Origin of the sequence: Lentzea sp., assembly GCF_036380075.1 — a bacterium.
Taxonomy (GTDB): Bacteria; Actinomycetota; Actinomycetes; order Mycobacteriales; family Pseudonocardiaceae; genus Lentzea.
Genome location: NZ_DASVFL010000010.1, coordinates 1 through 23,259, shown reverse-complemented (window position 1 = coordinate 23,259; position 23,259 = coordinate 1). Strand labels below are relative to the sequence as shown.

Here is a 23,259-nt window from a genome sequence, read left to right as displayed (position 1 = left end):
GTTCCGGTCCGGGTGAGGTTCCACGGCCCGCGGGGGAGCTGGGTGGGCAGCGGCAGGCCGCGGTCGGTTCGCAGAATGGTGTAGAGCGAACGGATCTCGGCCAGCCGCTGCGCCGCGGTCACCGCCGGTCCCGCCGGGGTCCAGGGGGAGCGGGCGTGGCCGAGGATCAACTCGGCGAAGCTGTGCGCGATGCCGGCGTGCCCGTGCGTGCCGGGGTGGACGCGGTCGATGGACCACATCCGCGGCGCGTGGGTGCGTTCGTCGTGCCACAGGTCGTGCATGATCGCGTCGTGCTCGGCCGCGATCGTGCGCACGTGGTCGTTGACGAGCTGGAACCGCGAGCGCGTCGCCTGGTGCAGGCGTGCGGGTCCTGGCCAGCGGCGGGTGATGTCGGGCAGCGTCGCCATGACCACCCGCGCGCCGGAGTCGGACAGGGCCGCGACCGTCTGCCGCAGCACGCGGCCCACCGCGGCGCCGTCGAACCCGTGCCGGTCGAACGCGTCGTTGGCGCCGACCATGACGCTCGCCAGGTCCGGTTTGAGCCGCAGTGCCTGCTCCAGCTGGTGCTGCAGGACGTGCTGGGCGTGCCATCCGCGGACGGCGAGGTTGTCGTACCGCAGTCCGGGCCACGCGTGGTCGAGCTCGCCGGCCAGGACGTCGGCCCAGCCGCGCAGCGTGCCGTCGAGCCGCGGGTCGCCGACCCCTTCGGTGAGGCTGTCGCCGAGCGCCACGAACCGCCGCACCGGCTGAGTACCGTAAACCATACTCAGCACGGTAGCGGACCATCCCGGCACACCACACGACAGCGGCTCTACCGAACGCCGGGTGCGGGGGCATGTGACACAGTGCGCGCATGCAGCAGCCCCGCGCGCACGACCCGACCGAGGCCGCGGACCCCGTGTGGGACCGCGACGCGTGGCTCCTGGAACCGGACTCCGTGCAACGAGCGCTCGACGTGCTCGTACCGCGCAGCGCGGGACAGGTCGTGCGGGAGGCGTTCTACGGCACCCGGCGCTTCGACGACTTCCGCCGCCATACGGGCCTGACGCCGGGCGTGCTGTCCGCACGCCTGCGCGACCTGGCCGACCAGGGCATCCTGACCAAGGTCGCCTACCACGACACCGGATCACGCGGGCGCCACGAATACCGCCTCACCGACAAGGGACGGGACCTGGCCACCGCGATCATCAGCCTGCTGAACTGGGCCGACCGCTGGCTCCCTGCTCCCGGCGGACCCACCGTCGTGCTCACCCACCACGGCTGCGGCGCGCCCATCCGGACCGAGATCCGCTGCGCCCACGACCATCCCGTGCACAGCCTCGGCGACATCCAAGCCGCCCCTGGGCCCGGCGCCAGCGCGCGGGACTGACTGCCGTCACCCCGAAGGCCACGGGAAGCCGTGCGGATGTTCACGTCGGGTTCCACTCCGTGCTCTACCGTGGCGGCGCCCTGACTTCGGAGGTACCACTGTGCGTCGCTCCCTGCTGCTCTTGCTCGCCGTTCTCGGCCTGGTCGCCGGTGCCGCACCCGCCACCGCCGCGCCGGACCACGACCGCGTCCGTCCGCTGGCCCGGGCCCACGCGCACAACGACTACGAGCACACCCGCCCGCTCTTCGACGCGCTGGCGGAGGGCTTCACCAGCGTGGAGGCCGACATCTACCTGGTCGGCGGCGAGCTGCTCGTCGCGCACGACCCGGAGGACCTCGACCCGTCCCGCACGTTGCGGTCGCTGTACCTGGACCCGTTGCGGGACAGGGTTCTGCGCAACCACGGCGTCTACCACGGCTTCCGCGACTTCCAGCTCCTGATCGACATCAAGACCGAGGGCGAGTCGACCTATGCCGCGCTGGACGAGCTCCTGCGCAGCCCCAAGTACGCGTTCCTGTGGACCAGGTACACGCTCGGACGGGTGTGGCACGGTCCGGTGACCGCAGTCGTGTCCGGGAACCGGCCGCGCGCCACGATGCAGGCACAACGCACGAGGGTCGCCTTCTACGACGGCCGGATCGCCGACACGAGCGACCTGGGACCGGGCTCGGACGCGCGACTGACCCCGCTGGTGTCCGACAACTGGACGAAGCTGTTCTCGTGGACCGGCGCCGGCCCGATGCCCGCGGACGAGCGAGCCGAGCTGCGGTCGATCGTGCGGACCGCGCACCGCGCCGGGCAGCGGGTGCGGTTCTGGGCCACCCCGGACGTGCCGGGGCCCGAGCGGGACGCGGTCTGGCGGGAGCTCGTCGCGGCCGACGTCGACCACGTCAACACCGACGACCTGGAAGGCCTGGCCGACTTCCTGCGCTGACCCCGACGCCACGGCGGTGGTTCCTTCTTCAACGGTGTTGGGAAAGGATGACCACGGGGGTGGTGTGGCGATGGGGGAGGACGCGTTCACTGCGGCGGAGGTCGCGGCGGCCGCGCTCGCGAGGTGGGACGCGCTGCGGCAGGAGGTCGGACGAGCCGGCGACGAGAGGTTCCGGAGCTGGTACTTCACGACCGTCTCGGGGTACGGCGATCCGGACACCTTCGCGTTCGTGACGTTCGAGGCGGCGGCGGAGCTGTCGGCACGGGGACGCGCCGCCGACGGGTTTCTGCTGCTGGGTTGGCTGGCCCGGCACATCGCGCGCGAACCCGACGGGGATGTCGTGTCGCGCACGGTCATGGCGTTGACCGACACGTCCCTCACGTGGGCTGTCGACCGGGAGACCAACGCCCATGCGGTGCGGGTGTTGCGCGACGTGGTCGACGCCGTCCGCATGCCCGACGACGTGCGGGTGGAGCGAGCGGTGTGCCGTGCGCTGTCGAGCCTCGCGCAGCTGAGCGGCCGGCACGCCGCGGTGGACCGCGCCGCGATCGAGAAGCTCGCCTCGCTGTGGCGCGAGCTCGCCGGCCGGTGCCGCGGCGCCACGGACCCCGAACTGCGCGGGTGGTGGGCGCACGGGATGGGCAACGAGGCGCTCGTGCTGCTCCAAGCCGACCGCGAACCCGCGGCGCGCCGGCTGTTCACCGCGATCACCGAGGCGTTCGCGGCCGACCCACCGGGTTCGTCCGAGGACGTCGACGTGTGGCTCCTGCGGGCCCGGCACGCCATCGGGGTGCTGGACCGGTTCCACCTCGGTGAGCCGCAGCTGAAGCTCGACTACCTCGAACGGCAACGGCACTGGGACCGGCGGCAGCGGTTCTCCGCACGTGGGTTCGTGTCCTGGTTGCGGGCAGGCGCGCCGCGCAACCAGATGCGCGGTCTGGTCCGCCGCGCCCAGGCCGAGCACCGCAAGTCCGCGGACGCGGTGCGGAGCTGGCTGTGCTCCGGCGAGCCGTTCGTGGTGCTGCTGCGCAACTTCGAGCTCACCGAACGGTCCGGCACCACCTCGTTCAGGCAGGACCGCGACGACCCGGCCGACCACGTCCAGGTGATCAACCTGAGCGGTGCCGGGCCCGCGCTGAGGGAGCTCGCCGTCTCGGTGCCGCTGGTCCTGGTGGCCAGCACGACCGCGGCCGAGCTGGAACTGGGCCACGACTGGGGCCAGTTCACCGCGCCGGTCAAGCTCTACCTGCCGGACGAGACATGGTTCGACACCGTCTCGACGTTGCTCTCGGTCGCCGACCAGGTCGTCGTCTGGGCGGCGGAGCTCACGCCGGGGCTGGCGCGGGAGCTGGACTTCCTCGTCTCCCGGCGGCGGACCGAGGACACACTCGTCGTGCTGGACGGCATGGCGGACCCCCTGTCGCAGGTGTTCCTGCCCCGCACAGGCGGCGAACGGCTCACCGCGGACCACCCGTTGCTCGCGCCGTTCCCGCACGTCGTCGACGCGGCGGAGCTCGCGGGCAGGCGCATGGCCGAGTGCGCACCGCTCGTGCGAGTCCTGCACCGCCTCGACAGCGCCCAGGAGGCGCCGCTCGACCGGCGGTTCGCCCAGATCAGCGCCCAGTTGACCGCGCGCCGGACCTGACCCGCCTGCCGCAGAGTGGACCTGCCGCGCGTCGGGATCACGATGTGCGCGCGGCGCCTGGGACACTGGACTCCCGATCAACCGTGAGACCAGGAGTGCATCTTGCAGCAGGGAACCGTCCGCTGGTACGACCTCGAGCGCGGCTTCGGCTTCCTCGCCCCCGACGACGGCGGTGACGACATCTTCGTGCACGTCTCGCAGGTGCAGGGCGAGGGCCCGGCCAAGGCGTTGCGGGAGGGCCAGACGGTGGAGTTCGAGACCGGCGAGGGACCGCGCGGCCCGCAGGCGCTGCACGTCGCCGTCACCGGGGACGTCGGGCCGGACGCGGCCCTGGGCGTGCTCGCCACCGTCTCCTGGTACGAGCCTGCCAAGGGCTACGGGTTCGCCGCGCCGGACGGCGGGGGCCCGGAGGTGTTCGTGCACTCCTCGGCCATCGTCACCGGCGGCGTTCTCGCTGCCGAGCAGCGGGTGGCCTTCGTCGTCGTCGCAGGGGAGAAGGGGCCGCAGGCCCAGCACGTGGTGCCGCTGAGCTTCGACGCCGGTGTCCGCCGCGCCCCGCTGGCCGCGGCCGGTGACGGCGCCGACGGCTCCGTGCTGTGGTTCGACGAGGAGAAGTCGTTCGGCTTCGTGGCCGCCGACGACGGGGCGGGCGACGTCTTCCTGCACGAGCGCGCCCTGGTCGACGACCGGTACCTGCCGGTCGAGGGTGACCGGGTCTCGTTCACCGCGGTCACCGTGGACCAGGGGCGTCAGGCGCGTGAGGTGCGGTTCGTGGCCCCCGGCGAGCCGGTGGAGGCCGCCGCGGCCCCGAGCCGTTCGGCCGCCCGTCCCGCGGCCAGGGCCGGCGACGGCACGGTGGCCCGCTACGACGGCGACCGCGGCTTCGGGTTCATCACCCCCGACGCGGGCGGGCCGGACCTGTTCGTGCACGTCTCGGTGGTCTCCGGCAGCGAGCCCCTGGTGCCCGGTGACCGGGTGCGCTTCCGCATCCGGCAGAGCGACCGGGGCCCGCAGGCCGACGCCGTCGAGCGCGTCTGACCGTGCTCCCGCCGCAGCCCGCGCGGCGTCGGAGGTGGCTGACGGTCCGCCCGGCCAAGTAGCGTCGGCCTGTGCCAGTAGAGGGTGAGGTCGTTGCCGGGCGGTACCGGCTGGTGTCGCTGATCGGGCAGGGATCCATGGGGGTGGTCTGGCAGGCGCGCGACGAGCAGCGCGACCGCGCGGTCGCGGTCAAGCTGCTCACCACGGACCGGCGGTCCCCGGACGCGGTGGCGCAGATGCTGCGCGAGGGCCGGGTCGCCGGCCGGCTGCGGCACCCGCACGCGATCCGCGTCTACGAGGTCGTCGAGCACGACGGCACGCCCTGTCTGGTGCTGGAGTACCTGCCCTCCCGCAGCCTCGCGGCGCTGATCGCCGAACGGGGCGCGCTGCCGCCGGGCGTGGTCGCGGCCGTGGGCAGGCAGGTCGCCTCCGCGCTGGCGGCGGCGCACGCGGAGGGCATCGTCCACCGGGACGTCACGACGTTCAACGTCCTGCTGGCCGAGGACGGCATCGCGAAGATCACCGACTTCGGCATCGCCCGGGCGGTCGGCGAGGGCACGGTGACCGACGCCCGCGTGATCGTCGGCACGCCGGCCTTCCTGGCGCCGGAGGTGGCGGCGGGCGAGGCGGCGACGTTCGCCTCGGACGTGTTCTCCCTCGGCGCGACCCTGTACGCGGCACTGGAGGGGACGCCGCCGTTCGGTGTGGACGACAACCCCTACGCGCTCCTGCAACGCGCGGTCCGGGGAGAGTTCGCGCCGCCGCGGGTGGGCGGCCCGCTCGGCGAGGTGCTCATGCGCCTCCTGCGCCGCGACGCGGCCCACCGCCCGACGATGGCCGAGGCCCACAAGCTGCTCGCGGCGGTCGCGGAGGGACTGCCGCTGCCCGCCGGGCCCCCATTGAGCGGGACGCGGATGCTGCCCGCCCGCCGCCCCCTGCCACGCCGGGCGATCGCGATGGTCGCCGCCGCGGCCGTCCTGGTCGCCGCCGGTGTCGTGATCGGCGTCGTCGTGCGGGGCGACCGGCCCAGCAGCAGCGCTCAAACCAACTCCACCACCACGACCACGGTCACGAGTGCCTGCGATGCCCGGTACGAGGTGACCAACGCGTGGCCGGGCGGCTACCAGGTCGAGGTGACCGTGCGCAACACCGGGGCGGGCGGCCTGACCGGCTGGACCACCACGTGGCAGCCGGCCGAGGGCCACACCATCGGCACCCTGTGGAACGGCACCCTGACCCGGAACGCCACCGCGGTGACCGTCACCGACGCCGGCCACAACGCCGTGCTCGCCGCCGGGGCGACCACCTCGTACGGGTTCGTCGCCACCGGTCCCGAACCCGCACGCCCCGCTGTGACCTGCTCCGCCGCCGGCTGAGTCGGCAAGATCGTCCAGGCGGGGTCCGTCCGTCTAGACGGCCGCCAGCGCCCGCCGCTGGAACACGACCATCGCGACGCCCAGCACCACCACCGCCATGCCCGCCAGCACACCGGTCTCGACCAGGACCGACCCCAGCCCCGCCGACGGGCGCGACAGCGTGAGCAACGCGTCCATCGCCCAGGAGTGCGGGAACAGGTAGCCGATCGTGCCCAGCGTCTCGCCGGCCACCTCGCGCGGCCACAGGCAGCCGCCCAGCATGCCCAGCACGATGCCGACCGGGGGACCGATGGCGGGAGCCTGCTGCGGCGAGCGCACCAGGGCGCCCACCAGCATCGCGGCACCCGTGGCGATCAGGCAGAACAGCGCGACGACCACCCCCACGCCCAGCGGGTCGCCCCACCGCACGTCGAACAGCACCCGGCTCACCACGATGATCAGCGACGACTGCGCGAGCGCCACCGCGAAACGGCTCAGCGCCTCGCCCAAGAGCACCTGGGTCCGGCGCACCGGTGCGGCCAGGGAGCGGCGCACCATGCCGATGCGGCGGCTCTCCACCAGCGCGGCGGCGACGGCCATCGAGTTGACGAACGTGAACAGCAGCAGGTTCGCGGGCGCGGTGTAGGCGAAGCCGGTCGGCTTGGCGGGCTCGCCGCCTCCCGTCGAGGCGACGGTGACCGCCGCCGATTCCTCTTTCGCCTTGCGCACGTACTGCTCGGCCTGCTCCGGTGACGCGCCCGCCGCCCGCGCCGCGCGGGTCGCCTCCAGCACCGCCGCCACCCTGCCGACCGCCACGTCGATCTCGCTGCGCGCGGCCATGCCGCTGCCGCTGGTCTGGGTCAGGACCAGTTCGAGGTCGGTCTTGCCCGGTGTGACGATCAACCCGGCGGCGAGCTCACCGCGGCGGACGCCGTCGCGGACCTCCTGCGCTGCTTCCGCGCGCCGCACCTGCAGCGCCTGGTCGGACTCCAGTTCGGCGACCACGGCGGCCGACACCGGGTCGGAGGTGTCGGCGACCACGGCCACCGGCAGCTTCGCGTCGGCCGCGTCGCCGCCCAGGGCCATGCCGACGAACAGGATCGTCACGAACGGCATGACGACGATGAAGAACATGCCGACCTTGTCGCGCAGCTGGCGCTTCAGGTTGGCCAGCACCAGCGCGGTGACGGGACGGGGCCTCATGCGAACCTGCCTTTGCGGAAGCCGAGCAACGCCACCGTGCCCGCGACGACGCCGATGCCGGTCACCACGGCGATCGGCACGAGGACGGCGGACGGGCCGGCGCCGGTGCCCGCCAGCTCGGACAGGCCCGCCGACACCCACCCGTTGGGGGTGACCAGCGAGACGCCGCGCAGCCACTCGGGCAGGTTGTAGACGGGCACGATGCTGCCGCCCAGGAACGCGAACACGAACGCCACGCCGAGCGTGTAGCCGTCGGCCTGCGCGTCGGTCTTCGCGCGGCTGGCCACCAGCATGACGATCGCGGTCGCCGCGAACACGTGCGCCAGCAGCAGTGCGAACACCCCGAGCGGGTCGCCCCAGCTCGCGCCGAAGATCAGCACGGACGACAGCCAGGTCGCGCACATGCTGAACAGCGCCAGCCCGAACCCGACGGCGCTCTTGCCCACCAGCGCCGTCCACAGGGGCACCGGCGCGGCGCGCATCCGGTCGAGCGTGCCGTTCTGCCGCTCGGTGAGCAGGCTGCGGGCCGTGGTGCCGACGACGAAGAACGCGAACATCACCGCCATGCCCGCGCCGTAGTGCACGGCGAGGTCCACCCGCCCGCCCGAGACCGGGTCGCCGACCAGCGACAGCGCGGGCCCGGCCGCGCCGTTCTCCTCGACGAACAGCTGCACGCGGTCGGCCGGCACGCCCGCCTCCAGCGAGGCGCGCACGGCCAGCGTCCTGGCCTGGACCAGGGCCGAGATCCGGTCGACCATGCTGCGGGCCACCACCCCCGCCAGCGGCGACTCCGGCGACTCCAGGACGGACACCTGACCGCCGCGGCCCGCGCCGACGCCCTCGCTGAACCCGGCGGGGAACACCAGCGCCGCACCCGACTCGCCGCCGTCCACCGCACTCCGCGCCGCGGCCTCGTCCGGGTACTGGCGGAAGGTCAGCACGCCCTTCAGCTCGTCGGTGTTCAGCGCCTCGCGCTGCACGCTGGCCGGGAACTCGCCGCCGTCGAGGTCGACCACGCCGATGGTAGCCTTCAGCGGCGGGTCGTCGTCGCCGCCCAGCGCCAGCCCGAACAGGGTCGCGAGCAGAATCGGCGCGACGAGCGCGATCAGCGGCGCGGTGCCGTCCCGCAGCCGCGACCGCAGCTCGTGGCCGCCCACGACCAGCAGAGCGCGCAGAGTGCTCTTCCCCAAGTTCTCGCCCAATCCCTCAGCTCGTCGGTCCGCGTCAGTCCCGCAGGGTGCTGCCGGTGAGGTGCAGGAACGCCGCCTCCAGGTCGGGTTCGACGACCTCGACGCCGGTCACCGCGCCCGCGTCGCCGATGGCGGCCAGCAGCGCGGGCAGCAGGTGCCGCCCGCCCGCGACGAGCAGCCGGATCGACGACGACCCGGTGACCACCGCCTCGGACACGCCCTCCACGGCGCGCAGCTTCTCGGCCGCGGCCGTGACGTCGCCGTCCAGCGTCAGCTCCACCCGGTCCGTGCCGCCCAGTTCGGCGACCAGCTCGCGCTTGGTCCCGTCGGCGACCACGCGACCCCGGTCGATGATCCCGACCCGCGTGCACACCCGCTCCACCTCCTCCATGTAGTGGGAGGTGTAGAGCAGGCTCATGCCCTCGCCGACCAGCGCCTCGACGCGGTCCAGGATCGCGACGCGGCTCTGCGGGTCCACGCCGACCGTCGGCTCGTCGAGGATGAGCAGGCGCGGCCGGTGCAGCAGGGCCACGGCGATGTTGGTGCGCCGCTTCATGCCGCCGGAGTAGGTGCCCACCTTGTCGTCGCCGCGGTCGGTCAGGCCGACCAGGTCGAGCACCTCGCCGATGCGCGAGGTGAGCTCACGCCGCGGCAGGCCGTAGAGCCTGCCGAAGTAGCGCAGGTTCTCCCTGGCGGTCAGCTCCGGGTACAGCGCGATCTCCTGCGGGACGTACCCGATGAGCCGCTTGGCGGCCACCGGGTCCTCGCCGACGTCGATGCCGCCGACCCGGACCGTTCCCTCGTCCGGGCGCAGCAGGCCGACGAGCATGGAGATGGTCGTGGTCTTGCCGGCCCCGTTGGGGCCGAGCAGGCCGTACGCCTCTCCCTCGTCGATGTGGAAGCCGACCCGGTCCACCACGGTCTTGTCGCCGTAGCGCTTGACCAGGTGCTCGCACACCAGTGCAGGCGTCATGTCGTCCTCTCGCTCAAGATCCGCACCCGTCGATCAGCTCCGGCTGGGAGGTGCCCACCGAATTGTTCCGGAAGCGCTGTTTGCCCGGATCGGTGCCCACCTGCACGTCGCACGGGCTGTTGCCGGTGACGGTGTTCCACTCGAAGGAGTTGTCGACCGAGTCGGAGCCGCCCCAGTCCGCCGACGAGGCCAGCACCAGTGCGGCGCCCATGACCGACGGACCGGTGGGTTCGTTGCCGTGCACCCGGTTGCCGACGAACGAGACCCGCTGGACCCCGATGGCGGCGATGCCCACGCCGGACATCGGCGGCCCGGCGAACCCCAGCACGCCGGGCTCGTCGCCACCGGCGGCCAGGGTGTTGCCGGTGATGTCGTTGTCCGCGACGAGCACGTCGGCGACGCCGCCGGGCAGCTCACCCTCGTAGGTCTGGTGCAGCAGCAGCACGCCCGCCGCGTTGCCGTGGCAGCGGTTGCGCTGCACCCGCGCGCGACTGGAGTTGTCCACGAACACACCGAAGGCGTTGGCGGTGCTCTCGCAGTCGGCGATCAGCGCGTCGGCGGCCGGGCAGAACGCCAGCGCGATGCCGCCGTACTGGCTGCCCTCCGCGCGGCACCGCAGCACCTCCACCACGGCCGACTCGCGCACGTACAGGCCCCACACCGCGTTGCCCGCCGACTCGACGTCGACGAGTCGCAGACCGGTGGCGGTGTGGGCGTAGACGCCCGCCCCGGAGAACCCGCGCACGGTCAGGCCCTCGACGGTCACCCCGGACACGTCGTGCACGGTGATGCCGCTGACCACGTCCGCGGGAGCGTCGTGCAGCGGCGGTACGGCGCTGGGCGCGACGGCGCCGGGCACGATCACCGTGCGGCCCGCGCCCGCGCCGACGAGCACGACGTCCGGGCGGCTGATGACGAGGCTGCCCTCGTACGTCCCCTCGGCCAGGCGCAGCACCGCGCCCGGCGCGCAGTCGTCGAGCGCTTCCTGGACGGAGTCCCCCGGCCGGATGCGGACTTCGGTCGCGACCTCGGTCACGGACATCGCAACGCTCCTCTCGGCGTGATGATCAGTATGGCAACGGCGACGATCAGGTCTCCGCGAACGCCCCAGCGGGCCGTGCCCACGACGGCCGCGCCGTCGCCGGGGACCGCGGAGCGTCCGGTGAGCCGGGCCAGGGCGGCCGCACCGCTGGCACCGAACACGGTGTAGGCGGACCGCTCGGTCATCGCGACCCCGGTGGCGGCCTCGACCTCGGGCACGGCGGCGGCCAGCAGCGGGTCCGCCCACTCCGCACCGGGCAGCGGCACCTCGCCGCACGCCTCGAAGTCGTGCCAGGAGAACCCGCGCGGCCGGCCGCCGATCGCCTTCACGAGGCACTCCTTCACCGCGACGGTGGCCGCGGTGGCGAGACCGGGGTCGGCGTGCAGGTCCCGCTCGCCGGGGGAGACGACGTGCCGGGTGTAGGCGGGCCCGCTGTAGGACATGGCGCGGGTGACCCTGGCGACGTCGACCACGTCCACCCCGAACAGCATCGGTGGCGCGGTCACCCGGTGACCCGGCCGAGGAACCGCAGCAGTTCGGCGGTGTAGACCTCGCCGCGTTCGATCATCGGGATGTGCCCGCAGTCCTCGACGGTGACGAACTCGGTGTTCGCGTGCTGGGGCACCAGGTCGAGCCACGGCTCGATCGGCGTCATGCGGTCGTGGCGGCCCCAGAGGTACAGCGACGGGCACGTCACCTTGTCCATCGCCGGGGCGACCTGGAAGGTTCTGGTGGCGCGGATGCTGCGGGCCATCGCGACCATCGCCGAGCCCTGGCGCAGCAGCCGCGCGGTCGACTCCACCTGCTCGTCGGTGAACAGCGGGTCACCGTGGAAGAGAGCGGCCAGCATGCGGTCGCGGAACTGCTCGCCCTGCAACCGCACGTCGCCGCGCCGGTCCATGTTCAGGCCCACGTCGGGGTCCGCGCTCAGGCCGGGTGCACCGCTGACCGCGATGGCCTTCACCCGGTCCGGGAAGCGGCCCGCGAGGTCGATGGCGACGAGCCCTCCCAGGGAGTTCGCGCAGACCACGACCTCCTGCGCGCCGGCTGCGTCGGCGGCCTCCAGCAGAGCGTCGCCGAGGCGTTCGATGGACCCCGCGATCTTCGCGTCGACTCCGCAGATGGGTTCCTCGGTGCGCAGCACCGGCCACCCGGCGTCGGCGAGGGCGGCGAACGGGTGGTCCCAGATCCAGCCGCCCGCGAACAGGGCGGACATGAAGGCCACCAGCGGTCGCCCGCCCGCCGCGGGCCGGTGGTCGGCGGTGAAGACCGTCATCGGGCAGCTCCTGGCGTCATCAGAACAGGGGGTCGGGGGTCGGGGTGGTGCCGCACGCGCAGGTCCTGCCCGCGCCCGCGTCGACCATCTCCGCGCAGCCGGGGCAGCGCAGGTGGAAGCTCTCCCGCTCCAGCACCCACACGCTGGTGTACGCCCCGGTGCACAGGCCTCCGCGGAAGAACTTCCGCAGGGACCGCTGGTGCGGCCGGGCGTGCACGGCGCGGATCGACTCCGGGCGGTCGAAGGCGCTGATCGTGTACTTGCGGGTGCCGATCTCGAACGTGCTCACGCCGAGGAAGCCCTTCGAGGCGCGCAACGACTTGACCACCTCGGTGCTGAGCAGGTCGACCTCCGCGCCCTCGACGTCGTCGCGGAAGTCCAGGTAGGTGAACGTGAGCGCCCGCGGGTAGTCGGTCCTGCCGGTCGTGGTGCGCGCGCTGATGCCGTACTCCTGCACCTCGTCCCGACTGAGCAGGAAGCGCGCGGTGTGGGCGAGCGACGCGGCCAGGGCGACCCGGTCGAAGTGGCGGCGCACCCGCACCTCGCCGTCCACGACGGTCAGCACGTCCACACCGTCGGCCTTCGCCGTGCCGCCCGTGCCCGGTATGCCGAGGTAGGGGGCGCGGTGCGTGCCGGTCAGGGTCCAGGTGAGCACGGCGGTGCCGCCCGCGCCGGCGGTCGGCGCGAAGTCGAGCTCCAGGTCCGGGAACCGGGTCAGCACGGCCTCGACGTGCGCGACGAGGCCGGCGCCCGCCACCGGTTCCGGGGTGTCCGGGTCAGCGAACTCCGCCACCTCCGCCGCGATGGCGGCGGCGTCGCGCTCGCGCCAGGCCGCGGCCCACCGCGCGGCGGTCTCGATCAGGTCCATGCGGTCATCGCTTCCAGGTCGTGGTCCTCGGCCAGCCGGGCCCCGGTCAGCGCCACCGCGAACGCGAGGTCGGCGGTGTGGCTGACGGAGACGCGGATGCGGGTGTCCTGCGCCTCCCGGCCGTCCAGCGCGCCGATCAGGCGCACACCCGGCGGGTGGCCGTGCAGGCAGGCCGCCGTGCGGCTGCACAGGGGCGCGGGCAGGGGGAGCACCTCCACGGCACCCAGGTGCTCCGCGGTCGCGGGCTCGTCGAGCAGGCGCAGCACGGCGTACTTGGCCGCGAGCCTGCCCGCCCAGTGCTGCAGGGTGCGCCCGGCGCCGGACCGCAGCCGTTCCGGGCGGGTGAACACGACCTCCAGCGGCATCGGCTCGACGAGTTGCCGCGGTGCGGTCAGCCGGCCGAAGGCGACCGCGGCGCTGCCCCACCGGGTCATGCCGCGGGCTCCGGGCGGCGCAGCCTGCGCACCGCGGCCGGGTCCGCCATGCTGACGCAGCTCGCGCCGACGCCGCGCAGCAGTCCGGCGAGCACCTTGCTGTCCCCGACCTCGACCAGGGTCTCGGCCTCGGCGAGCACGCGCATCGTCGCCGTCCACCTCACCCGCGCCGTGAGCTGGGCGATCAGCGCGTCCACGATCGTCGGCAGGTCCGTGGTGGGTTCGGCCGTCGCGTTCGGGACCACCGGGACGCGCGGTGAGCGCATCGGTGTCGCGCGCACGACCTCGGCCCAGGCGTCCAGCGCTCCCGCCATCAGCGGCGAGTGGAACGCGTTGCTCACCTTGAGCGGCACCACCTTGCGGACGCCGGCCGCCGCGGCCAGCTCGACGAGCCGGTCGACGGCGGCGGTCGCGCCGGAGACCACGGTGTGGTCCGGCGCGTTCTCCAGACCGACGACCAGCGGCTCACCGGGCCCGGCGGCCTCGGCGGCCAGCTCCTCGACCCGCTGCGGCGGCAGCCCCAGCACGGCGGTCATGCCCCCGGTGTCCGGGAGGTCGGCCATCAGCCGGGCGCGGACGGCGACCAGGCGCAGCGCGGTGTCGGCGTCCAGCACGCCCGCCGCGCACAGCGCGCTGACCTCACCCACGCTGTGCCCGGCGACGACGTCCGGTTCCACCCCGCGTTCCCGCAGGACCGCGAGCGCGGCGAGGTTGCACGCGGTCACGGCGGGCTGCGCGTGCAGGGTGTCGACGAGCTTGTCCAGCGGCCCGCGGGCGCACAGCTGCGACACCGGTGCGGGCAGCAGCGCGTCGGCGCGCGCGAGCACCGCCGCGCCCGCCGGGTCGCGGCGCAGCCAGCCGCCCATGCCGATCCGGACCGTCCCCTGACCGGGGAACACGAAGCCGATCACCTGCGAACCTCCAGTCCTGCGCGCTGTCCTTGCCGACGGGCGGGCACCGGTCAGAGCCGGCGCCGCCGGGTGGGCACCGCCGCGGCCTTCTCGGTGCCGAGGAAACCCAGCAGCAGCTTGGTGACGATCTCCGGCTGGTCCAGCGGGATCCAGTGGCTGGCGTCCTCGACGCGCTCGTAGCGCCACGAGCCCTTGACGAACTTCACCGAGCCCGTCATGCCCTCCTCGAGCAGCGCCTTGTCCCCGGTGGACCAGATGCCGAGGGTGGGGGCGAGCACGGGTGGGAAGTTGCCCTCCACGCGCAGCTCGGCCTCGGGGGAGCGGTTGGCGCGGTACCAGTTCAGCGCCGCGGTGAGCGCGCCCGGCTTGGCCAGCTCGCGCGGGTAGCGCTGGTGGTCGCCCTCGCCGCCCATGATCTCCTTGAACAGCCGCCACCCGTTGCGCCGCAACAACTGCTCGCTCACACCGGGGAACTGGTAGAAGAGCATGTACCAGCTGGCCTTGCGCTGCTCGATCGACGGCGTGCCGAACACGCCGGGGTGGCCGACCGACAGCACGGCGAGGTGGTCGACGCGGCGCGGCATCAGGAACGCGTACATCCACGCGATGGCGGCGCCCCAGTCGTGTCCGACGATGTGCGCTTTGGAGATGCCGAGGTGCTGGGTCAGCGCCACGACGTCGTTGACGATCGTGCGCATGTCGTACGCCTCGGCCTCCTGCGGCTTGCCCGACTCGCCGAAGCCGCGCAGGTCGGGCGCGATGACCCGGAAGCCCGCCTCGACCAGCGGGTCGATCTGGTGCCGCCACAGGTAGTGCGAGTCGGGGAAGCCGTGCAGCAGCACGACCGGGTCGCCCTCGCCCTTGTCCACGTAGGCGATGTCGATGCCGTTGACGTGTGCCGACCCGGTCAGCAGGGTGTCCTTGACGCTCATGCCCTCTCCCTGAACAGCCTCTCGGCGAAGAACTCGCTGAACCCGAACTCCGGCACGTCCTCGGGCGGGACCATGTTGAGCAGGCCGGTCACCGACGCGGCGAAGTTGTCGGCCATGAGCTCGCGCGCCCGGCGCCGGCGCTCGGCCGCGACGGGCCCGAACTCGCAGTGCAGCTTGGCGATGATGCCCGCGCCGAAGTGCAGCCGGTCCATCCGGAACTTCCGCTCGGCCAGGTACCCCTCGAACGCGGCGGGTGACCAGTCGTCGCCGCCGGTCAGCACCTCGCAGACGGCACGGGTGTCGCGCAGGCTGCACGACAGGCCGGTGCCGAGCACGGTGTCGGCGTTGCCCGCCTCGTCGCCGACGAGCACCACGCCGTCCTGGACGATCGGCTGCTCGGGGAACATCGCCACCGACGGCCACAGCTTGAGCGGGCCGATCGACCTCGCGGCGCTGTAGACGGCCTTGCCGCGGTCGGGCAGGGACGCCAGCTCGAAGTCGGCGATGAACCGCTTCTCGCCGTCGGGACCCTGGTAGAGCTTCCGGTTGGCGGTGGGGAAGTTGATGTAGAGCCGGGCGTTGCCGTCGCCCTGCGGGAACACCATGAACATCTTCTCGTCCTCGGTGCCCATCGCCTGCACGTCCATCGGCCAGTCGTCGAGGCCGCCGACCCGCAGCCCGCCGCCCCAGTGGTGCACCGAGGTCGCCATGGACACGCCGATCTGGCGCCCGACCGTGCAGCCGCGGCCGGTGGCGCCGATGACGATGCGCGGCCTGGCCAGGTGGTCCTGCCCGGCGTGGATCCAGCGGACCTGCGGGCTGGTGCCGGCGGTGACCTGGACCCGCTGCGCGCCCATGACCACTGTCGCGCCGTCGTCCTCGGCCTGTTCGGCCATCAGCGCGCAGACCTCGTGGTGCGGGAACGACATGGGGCCACCGACACCGGGCACGAACCGCGTCATGTCCACGGTCTCCGCCTCGGCGGGGTCGACCGTCTCGTCCCACTGCGTCCACTCGCGGATCTCCCACGCGCCGCCGAGCCCGAACGCCTCCTCGACGCCCAGCGTCTGCGCCTCGCGCAGGCCCCACGGCGCGATCCACTCGCCGCGCACGATGTCCCGGTAGGTCTCCTGCTTCTCCAGCAGCACCACGGACAGGCCGTTGCGCACGAGGTTGGCCGCGGCGGACGCGCCCGCGATGCCGCCGCCCACCACGACGACGTCGACTCCGGTGTGCTCGACGGTCATGCCTGCCACCTCTCCCAGGACGTGCGTTCCTTCGCCGGAACCCGCTTGGCGGGGCGGAAATCGGTGCCGATCGTGTAGGCGACCGGGATGAGGCAGACCTGGGTGACACCGGCGGGGATGCCGAGCAGCTCGCCCACCTGCCGCTCGAACGGCAGGTGCATGCACGTGATCGTGCTGCCGAGACCGCGGCTGCGCAGGGCCAGCTGGAACGACCAGATCGCGGGGAAGATCGAGCCGTAGAAGTTGCTGGCCCGCATGGCCCCGATGCGCACGTCCTCCTGCCAGGTGCCGAGGTTGCGGGTGCCGGTCGCGCCGAGCCACTCGGCGTCGATCGCGCCGATGTCCGGCGGCCTGCCGAGCACGCACGGGATCACCAGCGCGGGCACCCTGGCGATCGTCTCGGCGAGCGTGGCGGCGGAGTCGTTGTTCTTCCTGGCCTGCGGGGTGTTGCGGCGGCGCCCGGAGCGCGTCCACACCTCTTTCCGGTGGAACTGCCAGGAGATGTCGAACAGCTCCGCCAGCCGGTCCTTCACCGCCTGCTCGGTGAGCACGACCCAGCGCCAGTTCTGCTGGTCGTTCGCGGTCGGTGCCTGGACGGCGATCTCCAGCGCCTCCTCGACCACCTCGCGGGGCACGGGCCGGTCGAGGTCGAGCCGGCGGCGCACCGACCGGGTGGTGGTGAGCAGCCGGTCGGTCTCGAGCACGTCGAAGGGCAGCCCGGTCACACCGCACCCAGCAGGGTTCCGCCGCGCACCGAGCCGGGCGCGGCGCTGAGCACCAGGGCCTTGGCCGGCGTGGCCGGCAGCTCGGGCTTGGTGACGTAGGACTCGACCGTGCCGGCGCGGGGGTCGGTCAGCCGGGTGATGGCCGGTGCGACGCCGTCGCGCAGGGCGAGCGCGGCCAGCGCCAGGTTCAGCGCGCCGGTGGCCGCGCCCGCGTCGCCGGTCAGGCCCGCGGTGGCGGTGAGCCGGGCGGACGGGACGGCGCCGAGCACCGCGCTCGCCTCCGCCTCGTCCGTCGGGCCGCCGGTGGCGGCACCGACCACCAGGTCCACGCCTTCGGTGGGCAGCGCGGCGATGGCGCGCTCCACGAGGGACCGCTCGTCACCCGCTCCCGCGCTCGCGTGGGCGCTGCCCACCACCCGCGCGTACGGCGTCGCGCCCCTGGCGGCGGCGTGCGCGGCGGACTCGACGACCAGCGCCACCGCCGCGGACGCGGGCGCCTCGCCCGAGCTCCGGTCGTAGGGGGCCACCTGCGTGCCGTCGCCGGGCCTCGGCGCCTCGTCGGCGGCGACCACGACCACCACGTCCGCCTTGCCGGTCCGGATGGTCTCCACCGCGCAGTCCAGCGCGATGGACGCCGACGCGCCGCCGTTGCAGATCGTCGTGGTCGGGCCGCGCAGTCCCAGGGTCTGGCACACCGCGCCGCCGGTGGCGTTGAGCACCACGTTGGAGAAGCTGAGCACGGCGGGCTTGTTCGGGTTGGCCAGCACGCTCTCGTCGAACCCGCCGGTGCTCTCCACCGAGCCCGCCGCGGTGGCGAAGACGACGCCCACGCCGTCCAGGGCGGCGCGGGGCAGCTTCAGCCCGGCGTCCTCCCAGGCCAGCCTGGAGGCGGCGATCGCCATGCGGGACAGGTTGTTCATGTGCCGCCACAGCGAGCGCGGGGCGAACGTGCGGCCCTCCAGCGACGGCTCGGTGCCGACCGCCGTGCGTCCGTTGGCGACCGCCTCGGCGACCTCGGCGATGCCGGTGCCGAGGCCGGTGACCGGTCCGAGACCGGTGAGGACGACGTCGGCGGCGGGCAGTGCGTCGTACTCGCGCGGACCGCCGGGGCGGCGCAGCACGAGCGAGGCGTTGTTGCCGCCGAACGCGTAGTTGTTGGAGACCACGACGTCCATGTGCAGAGGACGCGATGTGTTCGGCACGAAGTCCAAAGTGGACTCCGCGATGGCCTCGTCGGTGAACCCGATGGTGGGCGGCGCGGTCGCGGTGCGCAGGGCCAGCACGCTGGCCACCGCCTCGACCGCACCCGCCGCGCCCAGCGTGTGCCCGACGAAGCTCTTGATGCTGCTGGTAGGCACCTGGGGCGCGCGCTCGCCGAACACGGCGCGCATGACCTTCTTCTCCATGGAGTCGTTGGCGGGCGTGCCGGTGCCGTGCCCGTTGACGTAGTCGACGGCGTCGGTGTCCAGACCGGCGTCGGCCAGTGCCCGGCGCATGGCGGTGATGCCGCCGCGGCCGGTCGGGTCCGGCGCGGTGGCGTGGTAGGCGTCGGCGGACAGGCCGTAGCCCGCGACCTCGGCCAGCGGCTCCGCGCCCCTGGCCAGCGCGTGGTCCAGTGCCTCCACGACCAGGAACGCGGCGCCCTCGCCCAGGTTCAGGCCGTCCGAACGGCTGTAGGGGCCGCACGGGCGGGTGCTGAGGGCGTGCAGGCCCGCGAACCCGGCGTAGGTGCCGAACAGCAGCGGGTCGACGCCACCGGCCAGCACCACGTCCGCCTCACCGGTGAGGATCTTGTCCTTGGCCAGGCCGACCGCGTTGCCGCCCGCCGCGCACGCGGTCGAGACCAGGATGCGCGGGCCGGTCATGCCGAGCACGCGGGCGACGACGTCCCCGGTGGCGTGCATGGGCTGGTAGCCGCCCGCCGCGGTCGGGGTGGCCTGGCACTTGCCGAGGACCAGCCCGAACCGCTCCCCGGGCAGGTCCGCGCCCAGCCCCGCCCTGGTGACCGCCTGCCGGGCGGCGACGAGGGCGAGCCGGGCCGTGCGGTCCAGCCCGGTGTCCTCGGCCGGCAGCTGCGCGTCGATCCACTCGTCGGGCACCTGGCCCGCGAACCTGGCCTCGAACGCGGCGAACCGTTCGTCCTCCACGGCGGTGATGCCGCCCGCGCCCGCGGTGAGCCGCGCCCAGAACTCCTCCGGGTCGCGTCCCGCCGCGCAGATCACCCCGACTCCGGTGATGACCACTGGCCGCAGCGCCATGCTTGCTCCTCCTCGCGAACCCCGGGCGACGGCCCGGGGGACCAGATCAGATGATCGGGGTGCTCCAGCTCTTGGGCGTGACGTACGGGCTGGTCAGCGTGACGACCTCGGTGTCGCCGACGGTGACCGTGAGCCCGGCGGCGGCCAGGTCCGGTGGCAGCCGCAGCAGGCCGAGAGAGGACCGCAGCCCGATGCTGTGCACGGCGTGGACGACCTCGCCGATCTTCTCCCCGCCGACGGTGACCGGGGTGCCCGGCGCGGGAACCTCGGTGCCGCCGGAGAAGCCGACGGTGCGGCGCTCCGCCGTGCCCTCGAAGGCGGCCACCACGGCGTCACGCCCGACGAACTCGTCCTTGGTGATGTCCACGAGCCAGCCCGCGCCCATCTCCAGCACGTCGACGCCCTCGCCGGCCTCGTGGCGCACGACCGGCTGCCGGACCTCCAGCATCGCCAGCTCCACGGCCTCCTGGCCGGCGGGCACGGCGTGCTCCAGGGCCTTGGTCCACAGCCGCACGGCCGACTCGCGCGGCACCAGCACCTTGTACCCGTACTCGCCCGTCACACCGGTGCGGGCGAAGAGGACGTCCACGCCGTCCCACTGGCTGTCCACAACGGACTCGAACGGCAGCGCGGCCAGCTCGCCGTCGATCAGCCGGCCGACCACGCCCCACGCGTACGGGCCCTCCAGGCCGAAGAGCGCGTACTCGGCGGTGCGGTCGGTGATCTCCACGCCGGGCTCGGCGTGCGCCCGCAGGTGCTCCAGCAGCCGGGTGCCCGCGCCGGTGGAGGACTCCAGCAGCAGGCCGTCCTCCCGGCCCCACACCACGACCTGGTCCACGACGGCGCCGTCCCCGTCGAGCACCAGGCTCGTCATGCAGCGCTCGGCGGTCAGGTACTCCACGTCCCGCGCCAGGACCTTCTGCGCGAAGTCGACGGCGGTGCCGCCGGAGAGCTCGATGATCCGCTCGCCGGACAGGTCCAGCAGGGCGGCCCGTTCCCGGATCGCCCCGTACTCGGCGTCGAGCGTGCTGAACCGCAGCGCGACCTCGGCGTCCAGGACGGTGCCGTACGCGGCGCCCTCGGGGTGCGCGTCCTTCACCGGCGACGTGAGGGGTTCCATTGTCGTGTCAGACCTTTCCGGTAGGGCTGGTGGCTGCCGGGTCGGCGATGGTGATGGTGCCCTCGGCGGCGATCTGGCCGTCGACCCTGGCGCTCACCTTGAACTCGCTGAAGCCCCGGCCTCCCGCCGTGCGGTCGGCGGTGAGGACGAGCTGGTCGCCTGGGACGACGGGGCGGCGGAACCGCATCGACCGCACGCCCGCCAGGTAGCCGATCGGTCCCGCGCCGGCGAGCGCGAAGACCACGCCGGCCAGCTGGGCCATGGCCTCGACGACGATCACGCCCGGAAGCACGGCCGCGCTCGGGAAGTGCCCCTGGAACCACATCTCCGTGGCCGCGACGTTCTTGATCCCGACCGCGGCGCCGGGGGAGACCTTGTCGACCCGGTCGATCAGCAGGAAGGGCCACCGGTGCGGCAGGATCTCGCGGAGCTGGTCGTTGGTCAGCGACGTTCCCGCCCGCACGGGCTCCCGGGTCGCCGTCATGCCGACCCGGTCGGCGCCCGCTCGGCGAGCGCCGGGTTCACGTGGTCGGCCAGGCGCGACACCGAACCGAACACCGACATGTCGCTGTCGTAGAGGGCGACGCCGAACTCGGCCTCGATCGCCACGTACAGCTCGAGCACGTCGAGGCTGTCGAGCTCCAGCCCGCGGCCGAACAGCGGCTGGTCGTCGGTGATCCACGCCGGCTCGATCGGCAGGTCGAGCCGGGAGACGATCATCTTCTTGATCTGGGCGCACGTGTCGTGCCGGGCGGCCGCCGTGGCGCGCAGTTCGTCGAGGGTCACGCTTGTCCTTCCGTCCACTGTGTACTGCGGCTCGCTGGTTCTCGCCGGTGGGGGATCAGCCGAGCCCGCCGCCGTTGGCGACGAACGTCTCGCTGGTGATGTAGGAGGCCTTGTCGGAGGCCAGGAACGTGACCAGGTTCGCGATCTCCTCCGGGCGGCCCATGCGGCCGAGCCGGATGCGCGAGGCGTAGCCGTCGCGCAGCTTCGCGGGGATGACCTTGGTCATGTCGGTCTCGACGAACCCCGGCGCCACCACGTTGACGCGCACGCCGTGCGGCGCGGCCTCATACGACAGCGCCTTGGTGAACGCGATGATCGCGCCCTTGGACGCCACGTAGTTCGTCTGGCCGGGGAAGCCGCCGTCCAGTCCGCTCGCGGAGCTCAGGGTCACGATCGCGCCGCGCCGCTGGTGCTGCATGATGCGCATCGCCTCGCGGCAGGCCAGGAACGTGCCGTGCAGGTTGATGTCCATCGTCTCGCGGAACAGGTCGCTGCTCATCGCGACCAGGTGCCGGTCCCGCGTCACGCCCGCGCTGGTGACCAGCACGTCGAGCCTGCCGTGCTCGGAGCGCACGGAGCGGAACAGCTCGCGCACCGCGTCCTCGTCGGTCACGTCGGCCCGCACCGCGCTCGCGCTGCCGCCGTTCTGCTCGACCTGCGCGACCAGTTCCTTGGCCTGCTCCTCGGAGCGGGAGTAGTTGACGACCACGTGCACGCCGTGGGCCGCCAGGTCGACCACGACAGCCCGCCCGATGCCGCGCGACCCGCCGGTGACCACGGCGACCGATCCTTCGGCGAACATGGTGCCTCCCCCGTTGTCCCAGGCTTGCCCGCCGGGCCAGCCATCGTTGGCGCAACGCTACTGACCTGCGACTTCAGTGCTCTATCACTTCGATATCCACCTCCTTGACGTCCTCGCGGCGGTGTTCCAGGCTCCTCTTCATGGCTGACTTCGAGGTCGACGTCCTGATCGTGGGTGGTGGCCCGGTCGGCCTCGCCGCGTCGATCGAGTGCTCTCGCAACGGGTTGACGTCACTGCTGGTGGAGCGGCACGCGGGGACGTCGATCTTCCCCAAGGCGCGCCTGGTGTCCACCCGCACGATGGAACTGGTGCGGGCGTGGGGAATCGCGGAGGAGGTCGAGCGCGCGGGCCTGCCGCGCGAGGACAGCCTGGCCGTCGGCGTCGGCTCCTCGCTGACCGCGGACGACTTCCACCGCGAGGTCGCCCCGGTCGCGCAGGACGCGCCGCACAGCCCCACGTACACCTACATCTGCGCGCAGGACAAGTTCGAGGTGGTGCTGCGGGGCCTGGCCGAGAGCTCACCCGGTTCGGACGTCCGGTTCGCCACGACCCTCACGTCCCTGGAGCAGGACGAGTCCGGTGTGGACGGTGTGGTCGAGTCGGCGGCCGGACGCGCCACCGTGCGCGCCCGCTACGCCATCGCGGCGGACGGCGGGCGCAGCACCGTGCGCGACCGGCTCGGCATCGGCGTCGAGGGTCCGCCCCCGCTCGGGCACATGATCAGCATCATGTTCGACGCCGACCTGGTGCCGCTGCTGACCGACCGGATGTGCGCGCTGTACTTCATCCGCAGTGCCATCCCGTGCGCGGTCGAGGCGGTGGACAACCGGCGCCGCTGGATCATCCAGACCGGCTACGACCCGGCGGAGGGTGGCAGCGAGGCCGACTTCACGCCCGAGTTCTGCGTGCAGGTGGTGCGCGAGGCAGTCGGCGTGCCGGACCTCGACGTCGAGCTGGTCGGCGTGATGCCGTGGCTGCAGCAGGCGGTGACCGCGACGCGCTTCCGCTCCGGCCGGGTGTTCCTGGCGGGCGACTCGGCGCACGTGTCGACGCCGCAGGGCGGGTTCGGGATGAACTGCGGCATCCAGGACGCGCACAACCTGGTGTGGAAGCTCGCGGCGGTGCTGTCGGGCACGGCCGGCGAGGCCCTG

24 protein-coding genes and 1 pseudogene are annotated in these 23,259 nt (G+C 73.3%); 7 read left to right on the top strand and 18 right to left on the bottom strand.

Annotated elements, in window-relative coordinates; all coding sequences use genetic code 11:
* On the bottom strand, positions 1-764 hold a 764-nt coding region (locus VF330_RS00925; RefSeq protein WP_330849520.1), incomplete at its 3' end, for an SGNH/GDSL hydrolase family protein.
* Positions 765-853: 89 nt separating this feature from the next.
* Here VF330_RS00925 and VF330_RS00920 point away from each other — a divergent pair.
* The 6 genes and pseudogenes from VF330_RS00920 (at position 854) to VF330_RS00890 (ending at position 6,362) form a co-directional block, all read left to right on the top strand.
* Positions 854-1,369 (top strand): helix-turn-helix domain-containing protein, encoded by a 516-nt coding sequence (locus VF330_RS00920; protein WP_330849519.1) that lies wholly within the window; start codon positions 854-856, stop codon positions 1,367-1,369.
* Between the two features lie 100 nt (positions 1,370-1,469).
* On the top strand, positions 1,470-2,303 hold the full coding sequence (locus VF330_RS00915) for a phosphatidylinositol-specific phospholipase C/glycerophosphodiester phosphodiesterase family protein (protein ID WP_330849518.1): 834 nt from the start codon (positions 1,470-1,472) through the stop codon (positions 2,301-2,303).
* 70 nt (positions 2,304-2,373) lie between these two features.
* On the top strand, positions 2,374-3,948 hold the full coding sequence (locus VF330_RS00910) for a hypothetical protein (RefSeq protein ID WP_330849517.1): 1,575 nt from the start codon (positions 2,374-2,376) through the stop codon (positions 3,946-3,948).
* Between the two features lie 102 nt (positions 3,949-4,050).
* Positions 4,051-4,245 (top strand): annotated as a pseudogene (locus VF330_RS00905) (cold-shock protein); the annotation flags it as partial.
* Positions 4,246-4,284: 39 nt separating this feature from the next.
* Positions 4,285-4,986: a cold shock domain-containing protein gene (locus VF330_RS00895; RefSeq protein WP_414675312.1), complete on the top strand. Its 702-nt coding sequence runs from the start codon at positions 4,285-4,287 to the stop codon at positions 4,984-4,986.
* Positions 4,987-5,057: 71 nt separating this feature from the next.
* Positions 5,058-6,362, top strand: coding sequence for a serine/threonine-protein kinase (locus tag VF330_RS00890; protein ID WP_330849516.1), 1,305 nt, complete (start codon positions 5,058-5,060; stop codon positions 6,360-6,362).
* A 33-nt stretch (positions 6,363-6,395) separates the two neighbouring features.
* On the opposite strand, the gene VF330_RS00885 is transcribed toward VF330_RS00890, so the two are convergent.
* Genes VF330_RS00885 through fabG form a run of 17 tightly spaced genes read right to left on the bottom strand, consistent with a single transcriptional unit; the run spans position 6,396 to position 22,108 of the window.
* Positions 6,396-7,544 (bottom strand): ABC transporter permease, encoded by a 1,149-nt coding sequence (locus tag VF330_RS00885; RefSeq protein ID WP_330849515.1) that lies wholly within the window; start codon positions 7,542-7,544, stop codon positions 6,396-6,398.
* Entirely contained in the window at positions 7,541-8,734 is a 1,194-nt protein-coding gene (locus VF330_RS00880) for an ABC transporter permease (protein ID WP_330849514.1), read from the bottom strand. Before VF330_RS00880 ends, VF330_RS00885 begins: the two co-directional genes overlap by 4 nt.
* Before the next feature lie 34 nt (positions 8,735-8,768).
* A complete protein-coding gene (locus tag VF330_RS00875) occupies positions 8,769-9,707 on the bottom strand; it encodes an ABC transporter ATP-binding protein (RefSeq protein WP_330849513.1) in 939 nt (312 codons plus the stop codon).
* 13 nt (positions 9,708-9,720) lie between these two features.
* A complete protein-coding gene (locus VF330_RS00870; protein WP_330849512.1) occupies positions 9,721-10,749 on the bottom strand; it encodes a right-handed parallel beta-helix repeat-containing protein in 1,029 nt (342 codons plus the stop codon).
* On the bottom strand, positions 10,740-11,255 hold the full coding sequence (locus tag VF330_RS00865) for a phosphopantetheinyl transferase (protein ID WP_330849511.1): 516 nt from the start codon (positions 11,253-11,255) through the stop codon (positions 10,740-10,742). The genes VF330_RS00870 and VF330_RS00865 overlap by 10 nt, the downstream gene beginning before the upstream one ends.
* Entirely contained in the window at positions 11,252-12,025 is a 774-nt protein-coding gene (locus VF330_RS00860) for an alpha/beta hydrolase (protein WP_330849510.1), read from the bottom strand. The genes VF330_RS00865 and VF330_RS00860 overlap by 4 nt, the downstream gene beginning before the upstream one ends.
* Before the next feature lie 19 nt (positions 12,026-12,044).
* Entirely contained in the window at positions 12,045-12,893 is an 849-nt protein-coding gene (locus VF330_RS00855) for an ester cyclase (protein WP_330849509.1), read from the bottom strand.
* Positions 12,884-13,327 carry a phosphopantetheinyl transferase gene (locus tag VF330_RS00850; RefSeq protein ID WP_330849508.1) on the bottom strand — a complete coding sequence of 148 codons (444 nt, stop codon included), beginning with the start codon at positions 13,325-13,327 and terminating at the stop codon, positions 12,884-12,886. Before VF330_RS00850 ends, VF330_RS00855 begins: the two co-directional genes overlap by 10 nt.
* On the bottom strand, positions 13,324-14,238 hold the full coding sequence (locus VF330_RS00845; protein ID WP_330849507.1) for an ACP S-malonyltransferase: 915 nt from the start codon (positions 14,236-14,238) through the stop codon (positions 13,324-13,326). The genes VF330_RS00850 and VF330_RS00845 overlap by 4 nt, the downstream gene beginning before the upstream one ends.
* A 50-nt stretch (positions 14,239-14,288) precedes the next feature.
* On the bottom strand, positions 14,289-15,170 hold the full coding sequence (locus VF330_RS00840) for an alpha/beta hydrolase (protein WP_330849506.1): 882 nt from the start codon (positions 15,168-15,170) through the stop codon (positions 14,289-14,291).
* Complete coding sequence (locus VF330_RS00835; RefSeq protein ID WP_330849505.1) at positions 15,167-16,417, bottom strand: FAD-dependent oxidoreductase; 1,251 nt, start codon at positions 16,415-16,417, stop codon at positions 15,167-15,169. Before VF330_RS00835 ends, VF330_RS00840 begins: the two co-directional genes overlap by 4 nt.
* Complete coding sequence (locus VF330_RS00830; RefSeq protein ID WP_330849504.1) at positions 16,414-17,142, bottom strand: nitroreductase family protein; 729 nt, start codon at positions 17,140-17,142, stop codon at positions 16,414-16,416. The genes VF330_RS00835 and VF330_RS00830 overlap by 4 nt, the downstream gene beginning before the upstream one ends.
* Positions 17,139-19,400: a beta-ketoacyl-[acyl-carrier-protein] synthase family protein gene (locus VF330_RS00825; RefSeq protein ID WP_330849503.1), complete on the bottom strand. Its 2,262-nt coding sequence runs from the start codon at positions 19,398-19,400 to the stop codon at positions 17,139-17,141. The genes VF330_RS00830 and VF330_RS00825 overlap by 4 nt, the downstream gene beginning before the upstream one ends.
* A gap of 46 nt (positions 19,401-19,446) precedes the next feature.
* The gene (locus VF330_RS00820; RefSeq protein ID WP_330849502.1) at positions 19,447-20,520 is read right to left on the bottom strand and encodes an aminomethyl transferase family protein; all 1,074 of its coding nucleotides are present in this window, start codon (positions 20,518-20,520) and stop codon (positions 19,447-19,449) included.
* A 7-nt stretch (positions 20,521-20,527) separates the two neighbouring features.
* Positions 20,528-21,004, bottom strand: coding sequence for a 3-hydroxyacyl-ACP dehydratase FabZ (gene fabZ, locus VF330_RS00815; RefSeq protein WP_330849501.1), 477 nt, complete (start codon positions 21,002-21,004; stop codon positions 20,528-20,530).
* On the bottom strand, positions 21,001-21,306 hold the full coding sequence (locus VF330_RS00810) for an acyl carrier protein (protein ID WP_090104595.1): 306 nt from the start codon (positions 21,304-21,306) through the stop codon (positions 21,001-21,003). Before VF330_RS00810 ends, fabZ begins: the two co-directional genes overlap by 4 nt.
* Positions 21,307-21,361: 55 nt before the next feature.
* The gene (gene fabG / locus VF330_RS00805; protein WP_330849500.1) at positions 21,362-22,108 is read right to left on the bottom strand and encodes a 3-oxoacyl-ACP reductase FabG; all 747 of its coding nucleotides are present in this window, start codon (positions 22,106-22,108) and stop codon (positions 21,362-21,364) included.
* A gap of 140 nt (positions 22,109-22,248) precedes the next feature.
* On the opposite strand from fabG, the gene VF330_RS00800 reads away from it, so the two are divergent.
* Positions 22,249-23,259: FAD-dependent monooxygenase (locus VF330_RS00800; protein WP_330849499.1), on the top strand; the 1,011-nt coding region annotated here is incomplete at its 3' end.

Excerpts from the sequence above, each read along its gene's own strand:
- VF330_RS00855 (WP_330849509.1), bottom strand. The coding sequence starts at position 12,893 with ATGGACCTGATCGAGACCGCCGCGCGGTGGGCCGCGGCCTGGCGCGAG.
- VF330_RS00910 (WP_330849517.1), top strand. The coding sequence starts at position 2,374 with ATGGGGGAGGACGCGTTCACTGCGGCGGAGGTCGCGGCGGCCGCGCTC.
- fabG (WP_330849500.1), bottom strand. The coding sequence starts at position 22,108 with ATGTTCGCCGAAGGATCGGTCGCCGTGGTCACCGGCGGGTCGCGCGGC.
- VF330_RS00835 (WP_330849505.1), bottom strand. The coding sequence starts at position 16,417 with ATGACCGTCGAGCACACCGGAGTCGACGTCGTCGTGGTGGGCGGCGGC.
- VF330_RS00920 (WP_330849519.1), top strand. The coding sequence starts at position 854 with ATGCAGCAGCCCCGCGCGCACGACCCGACCGAGGCCGCGGACCCCGTG.
- VF330_RS00875 (WP_330849513.1), bottom strand. The coding sequence starts at position 9,707 with ATGACGCCTGCACTGGTGTGCGAGCACCTGGTCAAGCGCTACGGCGAC.
- VF330_RS00825 (WP_330849503.1), bottom strand. The coding sequence starts at position 19,400 with ATGGCGCTGCGGCCAGTGGTCATCACCGGAGTCGGGGTGATCTGCGCG.
- VF330_RS00840 (WP_330849506.1), bottom strand. The coding sequence starts at position 15,170 with ATGAGCGTCAAGGACACCCTGCTGACCGGGTCGGCACACGTCAACGGC.
- VF330_RS00870 (WP_330849512.1), bottom strand. The coding sequence starts at position 10,749 with ATGTCCGTGACCGAGGTCGCGACCGAAGTCCGCATCCGGCCGGGGGAC.
- VF330_RS00850 (WP_330849508.1), bottom strand. The coding sequence starts at position 13,327 with ATGACCCGGTGGGGCAGCGCCGCGGTCGCCTTCGGCCGGCTGACCGCA.
- VF330_RS00885 (WP_330849515.1), bottom strand. The coding sequence starts at position 7,544 with ATGAGGCCCCGTCCCGTCACCGCGCTGGTGCTGGCCAACCTGAAGCGC.
- VF330_RS00820 (WP_330849502.1), bottom strand. The coding sequence starts at position 20,520 with ATGGAACCCCTCACGTCGCCGGTGAAGGACGCGCACCCCGAGGGCGCC.
- fabZ (WP_330849501.1), bottom strand. The coding sequence starts at position 21,004 with ATGACGGCGACCCGGGAGCCCGTGCGGGCGGGAACGTCGCTGACCAAC.
- VF330_RS00860 (WP_330849510.1), bottom strand. The coding sequence starts at position 12,025 with ATGACGGTCTTCACCGCCGACCACCGGCCCGCGGCGGGCGGGCGACCG.